This window comes from Streptomyces sp. NPDC127100, from assembly GCF_042724095.1.
GTDB lineage: Bacteria > Actinomycetota > Actinomycetes > Streptomycetales > Streptomycetaceae > Streptomyces.
This window is the reverse complement of the sequence record NZ_JBHXFL010000030.1, coordinates 62002-79843: the sequence shown is the minus strand read 5'-3', so window position 1 is coordinate 79843 and position 17842 is coordinate 62002. Positions and strand designations below refer to the sequence as shown.

Here is a 17842-nt window from a genome sequence, read left to right as displayed (position 1 = left end):
TCCTCCGGCGCTCACTTGCCGACCACGGCGGCGGCGAGCTTGGACAGCGGCTCGGCGAGCGCGTTCACCGCGTCCGACAGCTCCTTGCGGTCGGCCTTGCCGACCTTGTCGTAGGAGGTGAACTCGTACGAGTCCGGGCCGGGCCGGTACTGGTCGAGCAGCTTGTCCAGAGCGGCGAACTGCTTGTCGAGGTCCGCCGTCAGCGCCGCGTCGTTCTCCTTCGCGACCGGCTTCAGCAGCTCGTACGACTTCTGGGCGCCCTCGACGTTGGCCTTGAAGTCGACCAGGTCGGTGTGCGAGTAGCGCTCCTCCTCGCCGGTGACCTTGCCGGTGGCGACCTCGTCGAGGAGTTCCTTGGCGCCGTTGGCCATGGAGGTCGGGGTGATGTCGGCCGTGCCGACGCGGTTCTGCCAGTCCTTCAGGTCGGTGACCAGCGTGCCGGCGAGTTCCTTCTCGCGGTCGCCGATCTTCCTGTCCTGCCACAGCGCCTTCTCCAGGCGGTGCCAGCCGGTCCAGTCGGTCGCCGGGTCCTGGCCGTCCTCCAGGCCGTCCTCGCGGACGTCGACCTGCGGGTCGATGTCGCCGAAGGACTCGGCGACCGGCTCGGTGCGCTCCCAGCCGATGCGGGAGGGCGCGTACGCCTTCTTCGCGGCCTCCAGGTCACCGGCCCGGACGGCCTTGGCGAACGCCTCGGCCTTCGGCAGGGTCTCGTCGGCCTGCTGCTGCACGTACTGGCGGTAGGCGGCCACGGCCGCGTCCAGGCGCGGATCGCGCGTGGCGGCCTTGCCGCCGGTGGCCCTGACGTCCTGGCGGATGCCCTTGCCCTTCATGCCCGGCTTGCAGGCGATCCGGTAGTCGCCGGCCTTCACCTCGGCGGTGACCCGCTGCTTGGTGCCGGGGCCGATGTTCTCCCGCTCGGTGACCACGCGGTCGTCGGGGAAGAGGAGGTAGACCTCCGTGACCTTGGACCCCTTGTTCTCGATGGCGAGCTCGACGTGCCCGGCCGGGAACTCCTTCGCCGACACGTCGCACGCGTCGTCGGTCGCCGTGACGGTGACGACGTGGTCGCCGTCCGCCGCGCCGCTCTTCTCCGTGCATCCGGTCACGGCGGTCAGGGCGGCCGCGGTGGCGACGGCGGTGACGACGGAGAGTCTGGCGGCTCGCATGCGGGCTCCAAGGGATGGCCGAAAGTACGCGTGACGGGCCTCATAGGGAAGGTGAGGCTCGCCTAACGTACCTAAGGAATTCCTAAGCGATACCCGTCCATGCGGTGATCCGAATCTCATGGACGGTGTATGAGCACGAGACGGTCACGGTGGCTCAAAGAGGTGCTCATAGGAAAGTCAAAGGAACGTCAAAGGCCGCGTCGCGGGATCACGGTCACCGCTTCCGCGCGTGGAAGCGGAAGCACCTCCTCCGGCCGGTCGCTGCTTGAATGCCCCGGTGACTGACTACGACGTACTGCGCGTCTTCTGCGCGCCGAACGGCGGATACGGCAACGAGCTCGGCGTCGTCCGCGAGGGCTCCGTGCTGCCCGAGCGGGCCGACCGGCAGGAGCTCGCCGCCAAACTCGGCTTCAGCGAGACCGTGTTCGTGGACGACCCCGAGCGCGGCGTCGTCGACATCTACACCCCCACCCTGCGCCTGCCGTTCGCCGGGCACCCCTGCGTCGGCACGGCCTGGCTGCTGGACGTGCCCGAACTCGTCACCCCCGCCGGGGTGGCCGGCGCCCGGCAGGACGGCGAGTTCAGCTGGATCGAGGCCCGCCCCGAGTGGGCGCCGCCGCGCACCCTGCGCCAGTACGCCACGGCCGGTGAGGTCGACGCGCTGCCGGTGCCGCCGAAGGGGGAGTGGATCTACGCCTGGGCCTGGGAGAGCGAGCCCGCGGGACGCGTCCGGGCCCGCGCCTTCCCCGGGCGCGACGACGGCATCGACGAGGACGAGGCGACGGGGGCCGCGGCGCTGCTGCTGACCGAGCGGCTGGGCCGGGCCCTCAACATCACCCAGGGGGCCGGTTCGCAGATCCTCACGGCGCCCCAGCCCGAGGGGTGGATCGAGATCGGGGGGCGGGTGCGCCTGGAGCGGTGACGCCCGTCCGGCTCCGCCCCGCGGACCCGGTCGCGGGGTCAGGCGGACAGCGGGAACTCCTCGCCCAGGGCCCGGAACACCGCCGTGTTCAGGGCGAAGGCCCGCCCGCACTCGGCCGCGACCCGCTGCTTCTCCAGGTCGTCGGCGCGTATGCCGTCCAGCAGCTCGCGGTACTCGCGCTTGAACGCGGCCGGGTTCGCGATCCCCTCGAAGACGTAGAAGCGGACCCCGTCGCCCTTGCGGGCGAAGCCCCACGTCCGCTCCGCCCGGTCCCGGATGATCCGGCCGCCGGACAGGTCGCCGAGGTAGCGCGTGTAGTGGTGCGCCACGTATCCCGCCGGCCACCGCCCGGCGCACTCGCGGATCCGGGCCGCGTAGGCCGCGGTCGCGGGCAGGGCCGTCAGACCCGTGCGCCAGTCCGGTCCGCGCAGGTGCTCCAGGTCCCGCTCCAGCGAGGGCAGCCGCATCAGCTCCGCCCGCACGAAGGGCCCCGCCACCGGGTCCCCGGCCAGCCGGACGGCGGGGGCCTCCAGGGCCGCGTAGACGAACCAGAGCTGCTCGGTGTAGCGCGCGTACGCGTCGACGCCGAGCCGGCCGCCGAGCAGATCGCCCATGAACGCGGAGGTCTCCGCTTCCACGTGCCGCTCGTGGGAGGCCGTACGGAGGAGGGTGGAGAAGGAGTCCATGGCCGGTCCGGTCAGGGCAGCGTGAGGATGTCCGCGCCCGTGTCCGTCACCACCAGCGTGTGCTCGAACTGGGCGGTCCGCCTGCGGTCCTTCGTCACGACCGTCCAGCCGTCGTCCCACATGTCGTACTCGTGCGTCCCGAGCGTCAGCATCGGCTCGATCGTGAACGTCATCCCGGGCTGGATGACGGTCGTCGCGTGCGGGCTGTCGTAGTGCGGGACGATCAGCCCGGAGTGGAACGACGAGTTGATCCCGTGCCCGGTGAAGTCCCGCACCACCCCGTACCCGAAGCGCTTGGCGTACGACTCGATGACCCGGCCGATGATGTTGATCTGCCGGCCCGGCCTGACCGCCTTGATCGCGCGGGCCAGGGACTCCCGGGTCCGCTCGACCAGCAGCCGGCTCTCCTCGTCCACGTCGCCGACCAGGTAGGTCGCGTTGTTGTCACCGTGCACGCCGCCGATGTACGCCGTCACGTCGAGATTGACGATGTCGCCGTCGCGCAGCACGGTGGAGTCCGGGATGCCGTGGCAGATCACCTCGTTGACGGAGGTGCACAGGGACTTCGGGAAGCCGCGGTAGCCGAGCGTCGAGGGGTAGGCGCCGTGGTCGCACATGTACTCGTGCGCGACCCGGTCCAGCTCGTCCGTCGTCACGCCCGGCGCGATCAGCTTCGCGGCCTCCGCCATCGCCTGCGCGGCGATCCGGCCGGCCACGCGCATCGCCTCGATCGTCTCGGGCGTCTGCACCTCCGGGCCGGTGTACGGCGCCGGCGCCGGTTTGCCGACGTACTCGGGCCGGCGGATGTTGCCGGGTACGGAACGGGTGGGAGACAGCTCCCCTGGTACGAGCAGCGACTGGCCAGACATGCCGCGAGTCTAACCAGCGGGCACGGGGGAACATGTCGGTGGCGAGAGGAGCTGGTCATGGCCCTGTTCAAGAAGCGCACGGTCGGAAAACCGGGCGAGTGGTACTACTGCCTGGAGCACAAGAAGGTCGAGGAGGGCCCGGAGTGCCCGGCCAAGGACCGGTTCGGGCCGTACGCGTCCCGGGCCGAGGCCGAGCACGCGATGCGGACCGCGCGCGAGCGCAACCTGGAGTGGGAGAACGACCCCAAGTGGCACGACGCCCCGGCCGGACGCGGGGACGAGGACTGATCAGGCACTCGGCGCGGTGGCGGCCGCGCGCCTGTCGCGCAGCCGCACCGCGTGCTCGTTCGTCCGCGCGTCGTAGGCCATGAGGCCGGGCAGGCACAGCGCCAGCAGCCCCACCGCGCCGGCGCACAGCAGCCCGCCCGACCACACCGACGCCCGCACCCCCACAAGCGCGGCCGTGCCGCCCGCCCGCACCTGACCGAGCTGCGGACCCACCGAGTACGACAGCAGCTCGATCCCGGCGAGCCGGCCGCGCAGCTCGTCCGGGATCGTCTGGTTCCACATCGCCCCGCGGAAGACGCCGCTGACCATGTCGCAGGCACCGGCCAGGACGAGGCACAGCAGCACCAGCCACACGTTCCCGGCGACGCCGGCCGCGGCGACCGCGACGCCCCAGCCGACGGCCGCCAGCACCACCATCCGCCCGTGCCGGTGCACCCGCGACGTCCAGCCGCTGCTCACGCCGACCAGCAGCGAACCCGCCGGGATCGCCGCGTACATCAGGCCCAGCGACCACTCGGCGCCCAGCTCGTCCGCGAGGAACGGCAGTACGGCGAGCGGCATCGCCAGGAACATCGCGGCGAGGTCGATCGCGTACGTGCCCAGCAGCTCCTTGCGGCTCCACGCGTAACGCGCGCCCTCCGCGATCGCCGCCCAGGACGGCTTCGCCGCCTCGTGCGCGGCCGGGCACGCGGCGAGACCGATCCCCAGCAGGACGGACACGGCGAACGTGACGACGTCCACCGCGTACGCCCACCCCAGACCCGCGTACGCCACCACGACGCCGGCCAGCGCGGGACCCGCGATCCCGCCGACCTGCCAGCGCAGCGCGTTCAGCGACGCGGCGGCCGGCAGGTGCTCGTGCGCCACGATCCGCGGGATCAGCGAGTCCAGGGCCGGCCGCTGGACCGCGCCGAGCGCGGAGGAGAGGGCCGCGACGGCGTACAGCGGCCACACGGCCGGGCCCGGCAGCAGCGCGTTGACCAGCAGCACCGCGCACAGCAGGCCCTGGCCGGCCTCCGTCCACAGGATCAGCTTCCGCTTGTCCCAGGCGTCGGCGAGCGCCCCGCCGTACAGCCCGAACACCACCAGCGGCACCAGCTCGACGGCCCCGATCGCGCCCACGGCCGCCGCCGACCCCGTCAGCTCCTTGATCTGCACCGGCAGCGCGACGAGCGTCAGGAAGCTCCCGAAGTTCGTGATCAGCCCCGCCAGCCACAGCCGCCGGAAGTCGGCGGAGGCCCGCCAGGGGGAGAGGTCGGGCAGCAGGGCACGCAGCCCGGTGGGCCCCGTGGAGGGGCGGGGGGAGTCGTCGGTCACGAACGCCCATCGTCGGCGGGACGACGGCCGGGGGCAACGGGTTTTGTCCCCGGGGCGGCCCTCACCAGCGTGGCGGCGGCGGGGCCGTCAGGTGGTCGGTCAGGCGGGAGAGGCGGTCGCGGAAGCGGCGCCGGCCGCGTGGGGGCGGCACCGCGTTCTCCCCGGCCGCCGCGCTGACCAGGTGCTGCACGGTGTCCAGGTCCAGCTCGGCACCGTCCGGCACGGTCAGCGTCTCGTGCGCCATGGCCGTCAGCTCCCGCTCCCCGCTGCCCAGGGCCAGCACCGTCGCGCCGGCCCGGCGGGCGTCGTACACCCGCTCCAGCAGCGGGGCGCCCGGCTCGTCCGGCGTCACCACCAGCAGCGTCTCCCCGCGCCGGGCCGCCGCCAGCCGCCCGAGCCCCACCGCCAGGTGCGCCGGGTCCGACGGACGGGCACCGTGCCGCACCAGGGTCGGCGCCAGCTCCGGCGTCCCCGACCAGGCGGCCTCGTCCACCAGGTGGGCGGCCAGATGCCACGGCTCGTACCCGGCCGTCCCCACCAGCAGCAGCCCGCCCCCGTGCGGCACCACCGATCCCCGCAGCGCCCCCGCGAAGCGCCGGGTGGCCCCCAGCCACTCGGTCCCGGCGAGCACGTCCCGCAGCAGTGCTACCCGTACGGCGTCCATGGGCCCGCATCCTGCCGCAACCGGGCCCGTCCGTCCCGGCGTTCGCCCCGATGTCCCCCGTCCCGGGGACGGCGTCCCGGCCGGCGGCACCCGGACCGGTGCGGCGGCCGGGACGGACGTAGGGTCGGGCCCATGACCCCTACCGACAGTGCCGCACAGAAGGCCCCCGCCAAGGACCCCTGGGACCTGCCCGACGTCTCCGGGCTGGTCGTCGGCGTGCTCGGCGGAACCGGCCCGCAGGGCAAGGGCCTCGCCCTCCGCCTCGCCAGGGCCGGCCAGAAGGTGATCGTCGGCTCCCGCGCCGCCGAGCGCGCCCGGGCCGCCGCCGAGGAGCTCGGGCACGGCGTCGAGGGCGCCGACAACGCCGAGACCGCCCGCCGCAGCGACATCGTGATCGTCGCCGTGCCGTGGGAGGGACACGGCAAGACCCTCGAGTCCCTGCGCGAGGAGCTCGCCGGCAAGCTCGTCGTCGACTGCGTCAACCCGCTCGGCTTCGACAAGAAGGGCGCCTACGCCCTCAAGCCCGAGGAGGGCAGCGCCGCCGAGCAGGCCGCCGCCCTGCTGCCGGACAGCCGGGTCACCGCCGCCTTCCACCACCTCTCGGCCGTCCTCCTCCAGGACCCGGAGATCGACGAGATCGACACCGACGTCATGGTGCTCGGCGAGGTCCGGGCCGACGTGGAGATCGTCCAGGCCCTCGCCGGGCGCATCCCCGGCATGCGCGGCGTCTTCGCGGGGCGGCTGCGCAACGCCCACCAGGTCGAGTCGCTGGTCGCCAACCTGATCTCCGTCAACCGCCGCTACAAGGCACACGCCGGGCTCCGCGTCACCGACCTGTGAGGCGATGGGGGACACTGGTGGGTGCCGGCCGCCACGGCCGGTTCCGCGGTACCCGCACGTGTCCCCCGACAGGAGCCCCGCCCATGCCCCGCCTCGCCGTCTACGCCCTGATCGTCTGCGTGCTCGCCGTGGCCGCCGCCGTCGTCTCCTTCGTGCAGGGCAGCGTGGTGATCGGCGTCGTCTGGGTGCTGCTGACGGGCCTGTCGTCGAACATGTGCTGGTACTACCTCAGGCGCGGCCGGGACCGGCGCCGCGAGTCGGTCACGAACTGACCGAGCAGAACTCGTCGGTCTGCCAGAACCGGTACAGCTCGAAGCCGCAGTACGAGTCGAAGTCGCTGATCCCCAGCCCGCGCAGGATCGCGTCGACCGCGTCGAAGAACACGCCGTTGACCGCCGGCAGCCACAGCAGCGCGAACACGAACAGCAGTCCGAACGGTGCGAACGGCTCCACCTGGCGCCGCACGCCGTACGACAGCCAGGGCTCGACCACCCCGTAGCCGTCCAGGCCCGGCACCGGCAGGAAGTTCAGGATCGCGGCCGTGACCTGGAGCAGCGCGAGGAAGGCGAGCGCGAGCCGGAAGTCGCGCGGCACGCCGTCCAGCGCGTCCAGCCAGAACGGGGCCGTGCACACGGCGGCGAACAGCACGTTCGTCAGTGGGCCCGCGGCCGAGATCAGGCTGTGCCGCCAGCGCCCGCGGATGCGGTTGCGCTCGATGAACACCGCACCGCCCGGCAGGCCGATCCCGCCCATGATCACGAACAGCACGGGCAGCACGATGCTCAGCAGCGCGTGCGTGTACTTCACCGGGTTCAGCGTGAGGTAGCCCTTCGCGCCGACCGAGATGTCGCCGCCGTGCAGCGCGGTGCGCGCGTGCGCGTACTCGTGCAGGCAGAGCGAGACGATCCACGCCGCCGTCACGAACAGGAACACGGCCACGCCCGGCTGCTCGGCGAACCCGCTCCAGGTGGCCCACCCGGTGACCGCCATGACGGCGACGATCCCGAGGAACACGGGACTGATCCTCCGGTCGCCGGGACGGGTGGTGGCGGCGGTCATGGGACTCCCTGACTGGCTTGCGGACGTGCGGCGGGACCCGCGGGGCACGGGACTGCCCGACCGTACCCGGCCCGGCGCGTGTTCGGCGAGGCCCCGGGCTCCCGGCCGGGCGCTGCCGCGCCGCACCGGACAAACCCCGTGACCGGCCCCGACGGCACCGGGGACAATGGACCTCGTGCGCTACCGCATCCTCGGCACCACCCAGGCACTCCGCCCCGACGGCACGGCCGCCCCCGTCGGCGGGGCGCGGCTGCGTGCCCTGCTGACCGTGCTCGCCCTCAGGCCCGGCCGCGCCGTGCCCGCGGGACTGCTGGTGGAGGAGGTGTGGGGCGCCGACCCGCCCGCCGACGCGCCGGGCGCCCTCCAGGCACTGGTCGGACGGCTGCGCCGGGCGCTCGGCGCGGACGCGGTCGCCTCCGCCGACGGCGGCTACCGGCTCACCGCCGTCCCCGACGACATCGACCTGCACCGCTTCGACCGGCTGGCTGGCGAGGGCTCCCGCGCCCTGGCCGACGGCGACCCGGACAAGGCCGCCGAACTCCTCGACGCCGCTCTCGACCTGTGGCGCGGCCCCGCCCTCGCCGACCTGCCCGACCGCACCGCCGAGGCGGCCCGCTGGGAGACCCGGCACCTGGACGCCCTGCGCGCCCGCCACGCCGCCGCCCTGGACCTCGGGGAGGCGGAGCACGCCCTGCCCGGGCTGACCGCGCTGTGCGACGGCCACCCCCTGGACGAGTCCCTCCAGGCCCTGCGGCTGCGCGCCCTGCGCGACACCGGCCGCACCGCGGAGGCACTGGCCGCCTACGAGGACGTACGACGCCTGCTCGCGGACCGGCTCGGCGCCGACCCGGGCCCCGAACTGCGTGCGCTGTACGGGGAGTTGCTCAACCCCCCGGGAGCCGCCGCCGGCCCGGTGCCCCACCCCGGCCCCGGGAGACGCCCGGGGCCCACCCCCGGCGCGGGATCCGCCGACGCCGCGCCGCACTCGGGCTCCGCGAAACCGTCCGACTCCGCGGGGTCCGCCGGTCCTGCGGGGTCCGCCGGTTCCGGGAGGCTGGCCGGTCCCGCGGGGTCCGCCGGCGCCGCGCCGCACTCGGGCTCCCCGACACCGTCCGCCCCTGCGGGGCCCGCTGGTTCCGGGAGGCTGGCCGGTCCTGCGGGGGCCGCCGGCGCCGCGCCGCACTCGGGCTCCGCGACGCCGTCCGACTCCGCGGGGCCCGCTGGTTCCGGTAGGCAGGCCGGTCCTGCGGGGGCTGCCGGTTCCGCGCCGCACTCGGGCTCCCCGGCACCGTCCGCCCCCGCGGGGTCCGCCGGTCCCGTGACGCCCGCCGGTCCTGCGGGGGCCTCCGGTTCCGGGTCGCGTCCCGGTTCCGGGGCGCCGTCCGACTCCGCGGGGTCCGCCGATTCCACGCACCGGCACCCCGGTTCCGCGCAGTACCCGGGCCTCGCGGCACCCACCCCCGCGTCGGCACCCACCGGCCATACGACGCCCACCGGTCATTCGGCGCCCGCCGACCCCGCGACCGAACACCCCACCGCGACCACCCACCCCGCCGGGCCGGGAGCCCCCGAGGCCGGCTCACGTCCCCGGGGCAACCTCCGTGCCCGGCTCACCTCGTTCGTCGGGCGGGACGCCGACATCCAGGCCCTGCGCGCCGACCTGTCGACCGCGCGGCTCGTCACCCTGCTCGGGCCGGGCGGCGCCGGGAAGACCCGGCTGTCGCAGGAGGCCGCCGAGGGCGCCGGGGACCCGGCACTCGACGGCGCGTGGTTCGCCGAACTCGCCCCCGTCGACGACCCCGGCGCCGTCCCCGAGGCCGTGCTGACCGCCCTCGGCGCCCGCGAGACCGTGCTGTACGGCGCCGGCGCCGAGGAGATGCGCGCCGTCACCGCCACCGACCGCCAGGCCACCGCCGTCGAGCGCCTCGTCGAGCACTGCGGCCGGCGCCGCATGCTGATCGTCCTCGACAACTGCGAGCACGTCGTCGACGCCGCGGCCCGCCTCGCCGAGGAACTGCTCGCCCGCTGCCCCCGCCTGACCGTCCTCGCCACCAGCCGCGAGCCCCTCGGCGTCCCGGGGGAGCTGCTGCGCCCGGTCGAGCCGCTGCCCGAGCCGGCCGCGCTGCGGCTGCTCGCCGACCGCGGCGCCGCCGCCCGCCCCGGCTTCCGTCCCGACGCCGACGCGGAGACCGCGGCGGCCTGCGCCGAGATCTGCCGCCGCCTGGACGGCCTGCCGCTCGCCATCGAACTGGCCGCCGCCCGGCTGCGCATGCTCACCCCGCGCCAGATCGCCGACCGCCTCGACGACCGCTTCCGCCTGCTCACCTCCGGCAGCCGCACCGTCCTGCCCCGCCAGCAGACGCTCCGCGCGGTCGTCGACTGGTCCTGGGAGCTGCTCGACGAGGAGGAACGGGACGTCCTCTGCCGCCTGTCGGTCTTCGCGGGCGGCTGCGACCTGGCCGCCGCCGAGGCCGTGTGCGGGCCCGCCGCCCTGGACGTCCTCGGCTCCCTCGTCGACAAGTCCCTGGTCGTGGCCGCGCCGTCCGGCGGCGACGGCATGCGCTACCGGCTCCTGGAGACCGTCGCCGAGTACGCGGCGGAACGCCTCGACGAGGCCGGCGGCCGGCCCGCCGCCGAGCGCGCGCACCTGACGTACTACCGCGAACTGGCCCGCACCACCGACCCGCTGCTGCGCGGCCCCCGGCAACTGCCCGCCATCGAGCGGCTGGAGCGCGAGTACGAGAACCTGCGCACCGCCCTGCGGCACGCCATCGCCGAGCGCGACGAGCAGGAGGCGCTCAGCCTGGCGCTGTCGCTCGTCTGGTACTGGCAGATGCGCGACCTGCGGGTGGAGGCCCGGAACTGGTTCAGCGAGGTCATGACCCTCGGCCCGGACCCGTTCGCCGAGCCCGGGCGGCGCGCCGAGCCGGTGTGGGAGCGGTGCACGGCCGCCCCGCCGCCGATGACCGGCGAGGTGCTCGCCGAGGCCCGGCGCGGCATCCACCTGGCCCACCTCGCCTGCATGGACACCGAGCTGGACGCCTGGCAGCGCCCGCAGGCCCAGCGGAAGCTGCGCATCATCGCCGAGACCTACGAACCCGGCATGCCCCAGACCTGCTCCCCTCCCGGCCTGCTCTGGTTCTTCGCGGTGATGCTCTCCGGTGACGTCGAGCGGCTGCACGAGATCATGAACGCCGCCGTGCGCACCTGCCGCGAGCGCCAGGGATACGACTGGGAGCTGGCCGGCAGCCTCCAGATGCGGGCCAACCTGCTCGCCAACCGCACCGACTGGGCGGGCGACGCGGCCCGCGACGCCGACGAGGCGCTGGAGATCTACCGCCGCCTCGGCGACGCCTGGGGCACCGCCGAGGCCCTGTCCGCACGCGCCGAGGCCTACGAGCGCCGGGGCGAGTACCGGCGTGCCGCCGCCTCCTACGAGGCCGCCGCGGAACTCGCCCAGCGGCTCGGGGCGCACGCCCAGGTGGACATCCTCGACGCCCGCCTCGGCAGCGTGCTGCTGGAGGACGGCGACGCCGAGCGGGGCGAGCCCATGCTGCGCGCCGTGATCGCGCGGACGGAGGGGACGGGACACAACGGCGCGATGCCTGCCGCCCGGCTCTACCTCGCCGGGTGGCTCGGCATGACCGGCCGGACCGCCGAGGCCCGCGAGCAACTGCGGCTGCTGCGCGAGAACTTCTCCATCTCCCACTTCGTCGTCTTCGACGCCTTCATCCTCGCCGCGGAGGCCTGGCTCGCCACGCTGGACGGCGACCACGAGGAGTGCCTGACCAAGGTCCGGCAGTCGCTGGAACGGGCCGACGACCCGCTGGCCTCCGCCGTCGCCCCGCACATGCGCTCCGGATACCTGGCCATCGCCGCCATGGCGCTGGCCCGGGCGGACGGCGGGCGCCGGGCCGCGGACGGCGCGCGCTGCATCGGTGCCGCCGACGCGATGCTGCCCCCGCAGCACGTCGCGACGGGCCTGGAGCGGGACGCGCGCGTCCGGGCCGCGGAACGGGTCCGGGACGTGCTCGGCGCCGAGGCGTACGAGACCGCGTACGCCGAGGGCGCCGGCCTCACCAAGGAGGAGGCCGGCGCCCTGGTCTGACCCTCGTCAGGCCTTCGTACGGAACTTGTGGATCGCGATCGGCGCCATGACCGCCGTGAGCGCCACCGACCAGCCCACCGTCATCCACAGGTCGTGTGCGACGGGACCGCCCACCATCAGGCCCCGCGCGGCGTCGGCGAGGCTGGAGAGCGGGTTGTAGTCCGTGAAGGACTTCAGCCAGCCCGGCATCGACTGCGTCGGCGCGAAGATCGAGGAGCCGAACTGCAGCGGCATCAGCACCAGGAAGCCCATCGCCTGCACGGACTGCGCGTTCTTCATCATCACGCCCAGCGTGAGGAAGATCCACATCAGGGCCGAGCCGAACAGCACCGACAGTCCCACGGAGGCCAGCAGACCGCCCCAGTTGGTGATGTCGAAGCCGACGAGCACGCCGACGATCATCAGCACCACGGTGGCGAACAGCATCCGCAGCAGCTCTACGGCGATCTTGGCGAACAGCACGGAGCCGCGCCCGATCGGCAGGGACCGGAAGCGGTCCATGACGCCGGAGTTGAAGTCCTGGTTGAAACCGGTGCCCACGCCCTGGGCCATGTTCATGCCCATCATGGCCATCAGGCCGGGCACGACGTACTGGACGTACGCCTGCTGCCCGCCGCCCAGCGACTGCCCGATGGAGCCGCCGAAGACGTAGACGAACAGCAGCGTGAAGATCACCGGGAACAGGATGGCGTCGAACATCGACTCCGGGTCCTGCCGGATCCACAGCAGGTTGCGGCGGACCAGCGCGCCGGTGTGCCGCACGTGTCCGCGCAGCGGGATCCGGGCGTCGGGAGCGGGAGCGGCGACGGGAGTGACGGTGGCGGCGCTCATACGGCGACCTCCTCGCGGGTGTCGGTGGCGGGCGCGGGGTCCTGCGGGGCACTGGCGCGGTGGCCGGTGAGGGACAGGAAGACCTCGTCCAGGCTGGGCATCTCGGTGGTGATGGAGGCGATGGTGACACCGCGCGCGGTGACCGCGCCGACCACGGCGGTCAGCTGCTCGTCACTGAGGATCGGCACCAGCACGGCTCCGCGCTGGGTGTCCACGGCGGAGTTGGCGAGCCCGGTGATGCCCATCTCGTCCAGGTACGCGGCGAGCGGGCGCAGCTGCGCGGGGTCGACCGGGCGGACGCGCAGGGTGCGCCCGCCGACCTTCGCCTTCAGCTCCTCGATGCCGCCCTTGGCGATGACCTTGCCGCGGTCGACGACGGTCAGCTCGGAGGCGAGCTGCTCGGCCTCCTCCATGTACTGGGTGGTCAGCAGCACGGTGACGCCGTCGCCGACCATGCGCTTGACCTCGTCCCACACCTCGTTGCGGGTGCGCGGGTCCAGGCCGGTGGTGGGCTCGTCCAGGAAGAGGACGGCCGGGTGGCCGATCATGGAGGCGGCCAGGTCGAGCCGGCGCCGCATGCCGCCCGAGTAGGTGGACGCGGGGCGCTTGCCGGCCTCGGTGAGCGAGAACCGCTCCAGCAGTTCGTCGGCACGCGCGCGGGCGTCCCGGCGAGACAGGTCGAGCAGCCGCCCGATCATGTAGAGGTTCTCCCAGCCGGGGAGCTTCTCGTCCACGGACGCGTACTGCCCGGTGAGCCCGATCACCCGCCGCAGCTGCCGCGGCTGCCGTACGACGTCGTAGCCGGCGACGTGCGCCTGCCCGGTGTCGGGGGTGATGAGGGTGGACAGGATGCGGACGAGGGTGGTCTTGCCGGCGCCGTTCGGCCCGAGCACGCCCATCACGGTGCCCTCGCGCACGTCCAGGTCGACGCCGTCCAGCGCCTTGGTCTCGCCGTAGTGCTTGACCAGCCCCCGCACGGTGACCGCGCTGTTCGCGGACTCGGGGGTGTCGTCGATTCGCTTCATGTCCACGACGATCCCAGGGGCCGCCGACAAACCACCGACGAACCACCGACATGCCGCCGACAGCGCCGGCGGGCCGCCGCACGGCCGGCCGGCGCCTCAGGTCCGGCGCCGTCGTGCACCCGCCGCACCAGCAGGCCGGTGGGTGACGGAGCGTCCGGCGGGGGATCAGCCCGCGTGCTGCGCGGCGCCCGCCGTGCGGGGCGCGGCGTGGTGGACGGGCCGGCCGGGAGCGGCGTGTTCGAGGCGGCGCAGCCACAGGGTGGCCAGGAGCAGCAGCCCCGTGAAGACACCCAGGAGGAGTGCGGACGCCCACATCTGCCTGCTCCCGGGGGACTCCCACCCCGTCCAGGCGGCCGACACCGCCCACAGGCAGAGGCCCGCCGCGTAGAAGGCCCGGATACGGCGCAGTTGACGTAGCTGACGCATGGTCTGCAGGGGGGAGCGGTGCTCGGTCGTCGCTGCCATGCCGAGCCGTGTACCCCGGGTTCGGCCCGCTACGTGTCGCACGTCCCGGTGAACGCGGACACCCGGTCCGCCGTCGGCCGGGGGGCGGGAAACGAGCCGGCCCCGCCGACGGGGGAAGATCGGCGGGGCCGGGTGGTGCCGTGCTGGTCTAGTGGACGGAGTGCTCGTCCAGCGGGAACGTTCCGCCGACGACGTCCTCGGCGAACGACTTCGCCGCGTCACCCATGACCTGGCGCAGGTCGGCGTACTTCTTCACGAACTTCGGCACCCGTCCGCCGGTCAGCCCGAGCATGTCGGTCCACACCAGCACCTGCGCGTCCGTCTCCGGACCCGCGCCGATGCCGACGGTCGGGATGTGCAGGGTGCGCGTCACCTCGGCGGCCAGCTCGGCCGGCACCAGCTCCAGGACGACCGCGAAGGCGCCCGCGTCCTGCACGGCCTTGGCGTCGCGCAGCAGCTGCTGGGCGGCCTCCTCGCCGCGGCCCTGCACCCGGTAGCCCATGGCGTTGACGGACTGCGGGGTGAGGCCGATGTGCGCCATCACCGGGATGCCGGACTCCACGAGCAGCTCGATCTGCCGGTGCGAGCGCTCGCCGCCCTCCAGCTTGACCGCCCCGGCGCCGGCCTCCTTCACCAGCCGGGTCGCCGAGCGCAGCGCCTGCACCGGGCCCTCCTGGTAGGAGCCGAAGGGCAGGTCGGCCACGATCAGGGCGCGGCTGGTGCCGCGGACCACGGCGGCCGACAGCATGATCATCTCGTCCAGCGTGACGGGCACGGTGGTGTCGTAGCCGAGGTGGCAGTTGCCCGCGGAGTCACCGACGAGCATGACCGGGATGCCGGCCTCGTCGAACACGGACGCGGTCATCGCGTCGTAGGCGGTGAGCATGGGCCACTTCTCGCCGCGCTCCTTGGCGGCGGTGATGTCGCGGACGGTGATGCGGCGGGTGCTCTTGCCCCCGTACAGCGCCCTGCCGCCGTCGGCGGACTTGGCCTGAGGCGTCTGGGCAGCCGAAAGCTGCGTCATGGCAACGGCTCCTTCATGTCATCTCGAGGCGCCCTGACGGCGTCCCCGGATCCCTCCCATGGTGGCACCTCGTGCCGCCGGACGGCTAGGGGACCCTCGCCACATGCCGTACGGCGGTGGCGGGCGGGCCGGTGTAAGAGGTCGGTAAGAGAATTACGATACGGAACGGTCTCGTATCTTAAGGATCCTAGGCTCGTCCCCATGACTACTCCTGCCGACTCTTCCTCCCGGCGCATACCGGAAGAGGTGCACCGGCGCCGCTGGGCCATCCTCGGCGTGCTCATGCTGAGCCTGCTGATCGTGGTGCTCGACAACTCGATCCTGAACGTCGCCATCAAGACCATCTCCACCCCCGAGCCGACCGGCCTGGGCGCCACCCAGAGCGAGCTGGAGTGGGCGATCAACGCCTACACGCTCGTCTTCGCGGGCCTGCTGTTCACCGCCGGCCTGCTCGGCGACCGGCTCGGCCGCAAGAAGGTCCTGCTCGGCGGCCTGGCCGTGTTCGGCATCGGCTCGGCGCTCGCCGCCTTCTCCGGCTCACCCGGCCAGCTCGTCGCCTTCCGCGCGGTGATGGGCCTGGGCGCCGCCTTCGTCATGCCCGCCACCCTCGCCGTCCTCATGAACGTCTTCGAGCGCGAGGAGCAGCCCAAGGCCATCGGCATCTGGGCCGGCGGCGTGGGCCTGGCCATCGCCATCGGCCCGATCACCGGCGGGCTGCTCCTGGACCACTTCTGGTGGGGCTCGGTCTTCCTCGTCAACGTGCCGATCGTCGTCGTGGCCCTCGCGCTGATGCTGTGGCTGGTCCCCGACTCCCGCGACCCGAACCCCGGCCGCCTCGACCCGGTCGGCGTCGTCCTGTCCGTCGTCGGCCTGGTCCTGCTCGTCTACGGCATCATCAAGGGCGGCCAGCTCGCCGACTTCACGGACCCGACCGTGCTGGCGACGATCGGCGCGGGTCTCGCGGTGCTCGTGGCCTTCGTCGTGTACGAGAAGCGCAGCAGCCACCCGTCCATCGACGTCACGTACTTCCGCAACAAGGTCTTCTCCGCCGCGATCGCCGCCATAGCGCTGGTCTTCTTCGCCCTGATGGGCGTGACCTTCTTCTCCGTCTTCTACACCCAGAGCGTGCTCGGCTACTCGCCGCTGGAGACCGGTCTGCTGATGCTGCCGCTGGCCGCCGCGCAGCTGATCTTCGCTCCCCGGGCCCGCCTGCTCGTCGACCGTTTCGGCAACCGGGCCACGACCACGGCCGGCATGGTGCTCATCGCCGCGATGCTGGCCGCGTTCGCCACGCTGGAGGCGGACACGCCGGTCTGGCTCCTGGAGGTCTACTTCTTCCTCATGGGCACCGGCATGGCGCACATCATGACGCCGACCAGCGTCGTCATCATGCAGGCCCTGCCCCGCGAGAAGGCCGGCTCGGCCTCCGCGCTCAGCAACACCTTCCGCCAGGTCGGCGGCGCCCTCGGCATCGCCGTCCTCGGCTCCGTGCTGTCCACCGCCTACCGCACCGGCATCGAGGGCGACCTCGACCGCGTCCCGGCGGACCTGCGCCACACCGCCGGTGAGTCCATCGAGGCCACGCTCGGCGTCGCCGCGAAGCTCGGCCCCCGGGGCGAGGCCCTGGTCGGACCGGCCCACGACGCCTTCCTGCACGCCATGCACGTCACCGCCCTGTGGGGAGCGGGCGTCGCCGTGCTCGGCGTGGTCGTGGTGGCCCTGTTCCTGCCGGGCCGCACCCCGGAGCCCGCGTCGCCCGAGCGGGAACGGGAGCCGGTGGCCACCATGGAGTAGTACGGACGTACGAGGGACAATCGTCCCAGCCCAGTGAAAGGACCCGGCACGTGAGCCTCGACAGCCGCTCGCCACACGGCTTCCCCACGCGGGGGCGCCCCCGCAGCGAGGCCGTCGAGCGCGCCATCATCGAGGGCGTGCTGGAGCTCCTGGAGCAGGGCGTCCCGCTCGCCGAGCTGTCCGTCGAGCGCATCGCGCGCATGGCGGGCGTCGGCAAGGCCACCATCTACCGCCGGTGGAGCGGCAAGGAGGAACTCCTCGTCGACGTGGTGCGGGCCGCCGAGCCCGAGGACCCGGTCCTGCCCGGCACCTCGATGCGCGACGACCTGATCGTCGTCCTGGAGTCGCTGCGGCAGCGCGGCCTGACCAACCGGTCGGCGATCCTGCACAGCGTGTACGCCCAGATGAAGTCCAGCCCCAGAATCTGGGCGGCGTACCACAACACCGTCATCGAACCGCGGCGCAGACTCGGCATCGAGATACTGCGCCGCGGCCGCGACCACGGCGAACTGCGCGACGACGTCGACCTGGGGCTGCTCCACGACATCGTCGTCGGCCCCATGCTGGTCCGCGCGATCATGCGTCCGGAGGGCGACCTCCCCGAGGATCTCGCCACGCAGATCGTCGACACCCTGCTCGGCGGCCTCCGCCCCGTGGGCCCGCCGCGCCCATAGGGCCCGAATGTGCTCGTTCTGTCACAGAGACCCCCGCTCCCGCCCGTGTTCGGAACTCCGGACGCCGCCCCGGGCGTCCCTGTGCCCGTACGGCCGTCATGGGACGGCGG

General features: G+C 73.5%; 17 protein-coding genes. 7 read left to right on the top strand and 10 right to left on the bottom strand.

Annotated features, from left to right (window positions below):
• Window positions 1-11: 11 nt before the first annotated feature.
• Window positions 12-1166 (bottom strand): iron uptake system protein EfeO, encoded by a 1155-nt coding sequence (gene efeO, locus ACFWJB_RS24505; RefSeq protein WP_386924866.1) that lies wholly within the window; start codon window positions 1164-1166, stop codon window positions 12-14.
• Between the two features lie 277 nt (window positions 1167-1443).
• On the opposite strand from efeO, the gene ACFWJB_RS24500 reads away from it, so the two are divergent.
• On the top strand, window positions 1444-2088 hold the full coding sequence (locus tag ACFWJB_RS24500) for a PhzF family phenazine biosynthesis protein (protein WP_385460554.1): 645 nt from the start codon (window positions 1444-1446) through the stop codon (window positions 2086-2088).
• A gap of 38 nt (window positions 2089-2126) precedes the next feature.
• Here ACFWJB_RS24500 and ACFWJB_RS24495 read toward each other — a convergent pair whose 3' ends face one another.
• Entirely contained in the window at window positions 2127-2774 is a 648-nt protein-coding gene (locus ACFWJB_RS24495; protein ID WP_385460557.1) for a heme oxygenase (biliverdin-producing), read from the bottom strand.
• A gap of 11 nt (window positions 2775-2785) precedes the next feature.
• On the bottom strand, window positions 2786-3643 hold the full coding sequence (gene map / locus ACFWJB_RS24490) for a type I methionyl aminopeptidase (protein ID WP_364677424.1): 858 nt from the start codon (window positions 3641-3643) through the stop codon (window positions 2786-2788).
• 57 nt (window positions 3644-3700) lie between these two features.
• Here map and ACFWJB_RS24485 point away from each other — a divergent pair, with 57 nt between their 5' ends.
• Window positions 3701-3931 carry a hypothetical protein gene (locus tag ACFWJB_RS24485; protein WP_385460560.1) on the top strand — a complete coding sequence of 77 codons (231 nt, stop codon included), beginning with the start codon at window positions 3701-3703 and terminating at the stop codon, window positions 3929-3931.
• Here the strand turns inward: ACFWJB_RS24485 and ACFWJB_RS24480 are convergent, their stop codons facing one another.
• Together ACFWJB_RS24480 and ACFWJB_RS24475 are read right to left on the bottom strand one after the other, a co-directional pair.
• Window positions 3932-5248: an MFS transporter gene (locus ACFWJB_RS24480; protein WP_386924863.1), complete on the bottom strand. Its 1317-nt coding sequence runs from the start codon at window positions 5246-5248 to the stop codon at window positions 3932-3934.
• 61 nt (window positions 5249-5309) lie between these two features.
• Complete coding sequence (locus ACFWJB_RS24475) at window positions 5310-5912, bottom strand: hypothetical protein (protein WP_385460566.1); 603 nt, start codon at window positions 5910-5912, stop codon at window positions 5310-5312.
• Between the two features lie 132 nt (window positions 5913-6044).
• On the opposite strand from ACFWJB_RS24475, the gene npdG reads away from it, so the two are divergent.
• Window positions 6045-6752 carry an NADPH-dependent F420 reductase gene (npdG, locus tag ACFWJB_RS24470; protein WP_385460569.1) on the top strand — a complete coding sequence of 236 codons (708 nt, stop codon included), beginning with the start codon at window positions 6045-6047 and terminating at the stop codon, window positions 6750-6752.
• A gap of 83 nt (window positions 6753-6835) precedes the next feature.
• Window positions 6836-7024: a hypothetical protein gene (locus ACFWJB_RS24465; protein WP_385460572.1), complete on the top strand. Its 189-nt coding sequence runs from the start codon at window positions 6836-6838 to the stop codon at window positions 7022-7024.
• Here the strand turns inward: ACFWJB_RS24465 and ACFWJB_RS24460 are convergent.
• Window positions 7014-7811, bottom strand: a complete 798-nt coding sequence (locus tag ACFWJB_RS24460) for a site-2 protease family protein (RefSeq protein ID WP_385460575.1) — start codon at window positions 7809-7811, stop codon at window positions 7014-7016. The genes ACFWJB_RS24465 and ACFWJB_RS24460 overlap by 11 nt on opposite strands.
• A 166-nt stretch (window positions 7812-7977) precedes the next feature.
• Here ACFWJB_RS24460 and ACFWJB_RS24455 point away from each other — a divergent pair, with 166 nt between their 5' ends.
• A complete protein-coding gene (locus tag ACFWJB_RS24455) occupies window positions 7978-11919 on the top strand; it encodes a BTAD domain-containing putative transcriptional regulator (protein WP_386924860.1) in 3942 nt (1313 codons plus the stop codon).
• Window positions 11920-11925: 6 nt separating this feature from the next.
• On the opposite strand, the gene ACFWJB_RS24450 is transcribed toward ACFWJB_RS24455, so the two are convergent.
• The 4 genes from ACFWJB_RS24450 to panB all read right to left on the bottom strand — a co-directional run bounded on the left by ACFWJB_RS24450 (window position 11926) and on the right by panB (window position 15264).
• Complete coding sequence (locus ACFWJB_RS24450; RefSeq protein WP_385460581.1) at window positions 11926-12750, bottom strand: ABC transporter permease; 825 nt, start codon at window positions 12748-12750, stop codon at window positions 11926-11928.
• Window positions 12747-13775 carry an ATP-binding cassette domain-containing protein gene (locus tag ACFWJB_RS24445; RefSeq protein ID WP_385460584.1) on the bottom strand — a complete coding sequence of 343 codons (1029 nt, stop codon included), beginning with the start codon at window positions 13773-13775 and terminating at the stop codon, window positions 12747-12749. The genes ACFWJB_RS24450 and ACFWJB_RS24445 overlap by 4 nt, the downstream gene beginning before the upstream one ends.
• Window positions 13776-13940: 165 nt before the next feature.
• A complete protein-coding gene (locus ACFWJB_RS24440) occupies window positions 13941-14240 on the bottom strand; it encodes a hypothetical protein (protein WP_385460587.1) in 300 nt (99 codons plus the stop codon).
• A 148-nt stretch (window positions 14241-14388) separates the two neighbouring features.
• A complete protein-coding gene (gene panB, locus ACFWJB_RS24435) occupies window positions 14389-15264 on the bottom strand; it encodes a 3-methyl-2-oxobutanoate hydroxymethyltransferase (protein ID WP_385460590.1) in 876 nt (291 codons plus the stop codon).
• Window positions 15265-15465: 201 nt separating this feature from the next.
• Here panB and ACFWJB_RS24430 point away from each other — a divergent pair, with 201 nt between their 5' ends.
• Together ACFWJB_RS24430 and ACFWJB_RS24425 are read left to right on the top strand one after the other, a co-directional pair.
• Complete coding sequence (locus tag ACFWJB_RS24430) at window positions 15466-17058, top strand: MFS transporter (protein WP_385460593.1); 1593 nt, start codon at window positions 15466-15468, stop codon at window positions 17056-17058.
• A 50-nt stretch (window positions 17059-17108) separates the two neighbouring features.
• Complete coding sequence (locus tag ACFWJB_RS24425; RefSeq protein WP_385460596.1) at window positions 17109-17732, top strand: TetR/AcrR family transcriptional regulator; 624 nt, start codon at window positions 17109-17111, stop codon at window positions 17730-17732.
• Window positions 17733-17842 lie beyond the last annotated feature (110 nt).

What these genes read in the sequence shown, in the direction of transcription:
- efeO (WP_386924866.1), bottom strand. Translation starts at nt 1,166, where the DNA reads ATGCGAGCCGCCAGACTCTCCGTCGTCACCGCCGTCGCCACCGCGGCC.
- ACFWJB_RS24485 (WP_385460560.1), top strand. Translation starts at nt 3,701, where the DNA reads ATGGCCCTGTTCAAGAAGCGCACGGTCGGAAAACCGGGCGAGTGGTAC.
- ACFWJB_RS24475 (WP_385460566.1), bottom strand. Translation starts at nt 5,912, where the DNA reads ATGGACGCCGTACGGGTAGCACTGCTGCGGGACGTGCTCGCCGGGACC.
- ACFWJB_RS24495 (WP_385460557.1), bottom strand. Translation starts at nt 2,774, where the DNA reads ATGGACTCCTTCTCCACCCTCCTCCGTACGGCCTCCCACGAGCGGCAC.
- ACFWJB_RS24455 (WP_386924860.1), top strand. Translation starts at nt 7,978, where the DNA reads ATGGACCTCGTGCGCTACCGCATCCTCGGCACCACCCAGGCACTCCGC.
- map (WP_364677424.1), bottom strand. Translation starts at nt 3,643, where the DNA reads ATGTCTGGCCAGTCGCTGCTCGTACCAGGGGAGCTGTCTCCCACCCGT.
- npdG (WP_385460569.1), top strand. Translation starts at nt 6,045, where the DNA reads ATGACCCCTACCGACAGTGCCGCACAGAAGGCCCCCGCCAAGGACCCC.
- ACFWJB_RS24465 (WP_385460572.1), top strand. Translation starts at nt 6,836, where the DNA reads ATGCCCCGCCTCGCCGTCTACGCCCTGATCGTCTGCGTGCTCGCCGTG.
- ACFWJB_RS24450 (WP_385460581.1), bottom strand. Translation starts at nt 12,750, where the DNA reads ATGAGCGCCGCCACCGTCACTCCCGTCGCCGCTCCCGCTCCCGACGCC.
- panB (WP_385460590.1), bottom strand. Translation starts at nt 15,264, where the DNA reads ATGACGCAGCTTTCGGCTGCCCAGACGCCTCAGGCCAAGTCCGCCGAC.
- ACFWJB_RS24460 (WP_385460575.1), bottom strand. Translation starts at nt 7,811, where the DNA reads ATGACCGCCGCCACCACCCGTCCCGGCGACCGGAGGATCAGTCCCGTG.
- ACFWJB_RS24440 (WP_385460587.1), bottom strand. Translation starts at nt 14,240, where the DNA reads ATGGCAGCGACGACCGAGCACCGCTCCCCCCTGCAGACCATGCGTCAG.
- ACFWJB_RS24430 (WP_385460593.1), top strand. Translation starts at nt 15,466, where the DNA reads ATGACTACTCCTGCCGACTCTTCCTCCCGGCGCATACCGGAAGAGGTG.
- ACFWJB_RS24445 (WP_385460584.1), bottom strand. Translation starts at nt 13,775, where the DNA reads ATGAAGCGAATCGACGACACCCCCGAGTCCGCGAACAGCGCGGTCACC.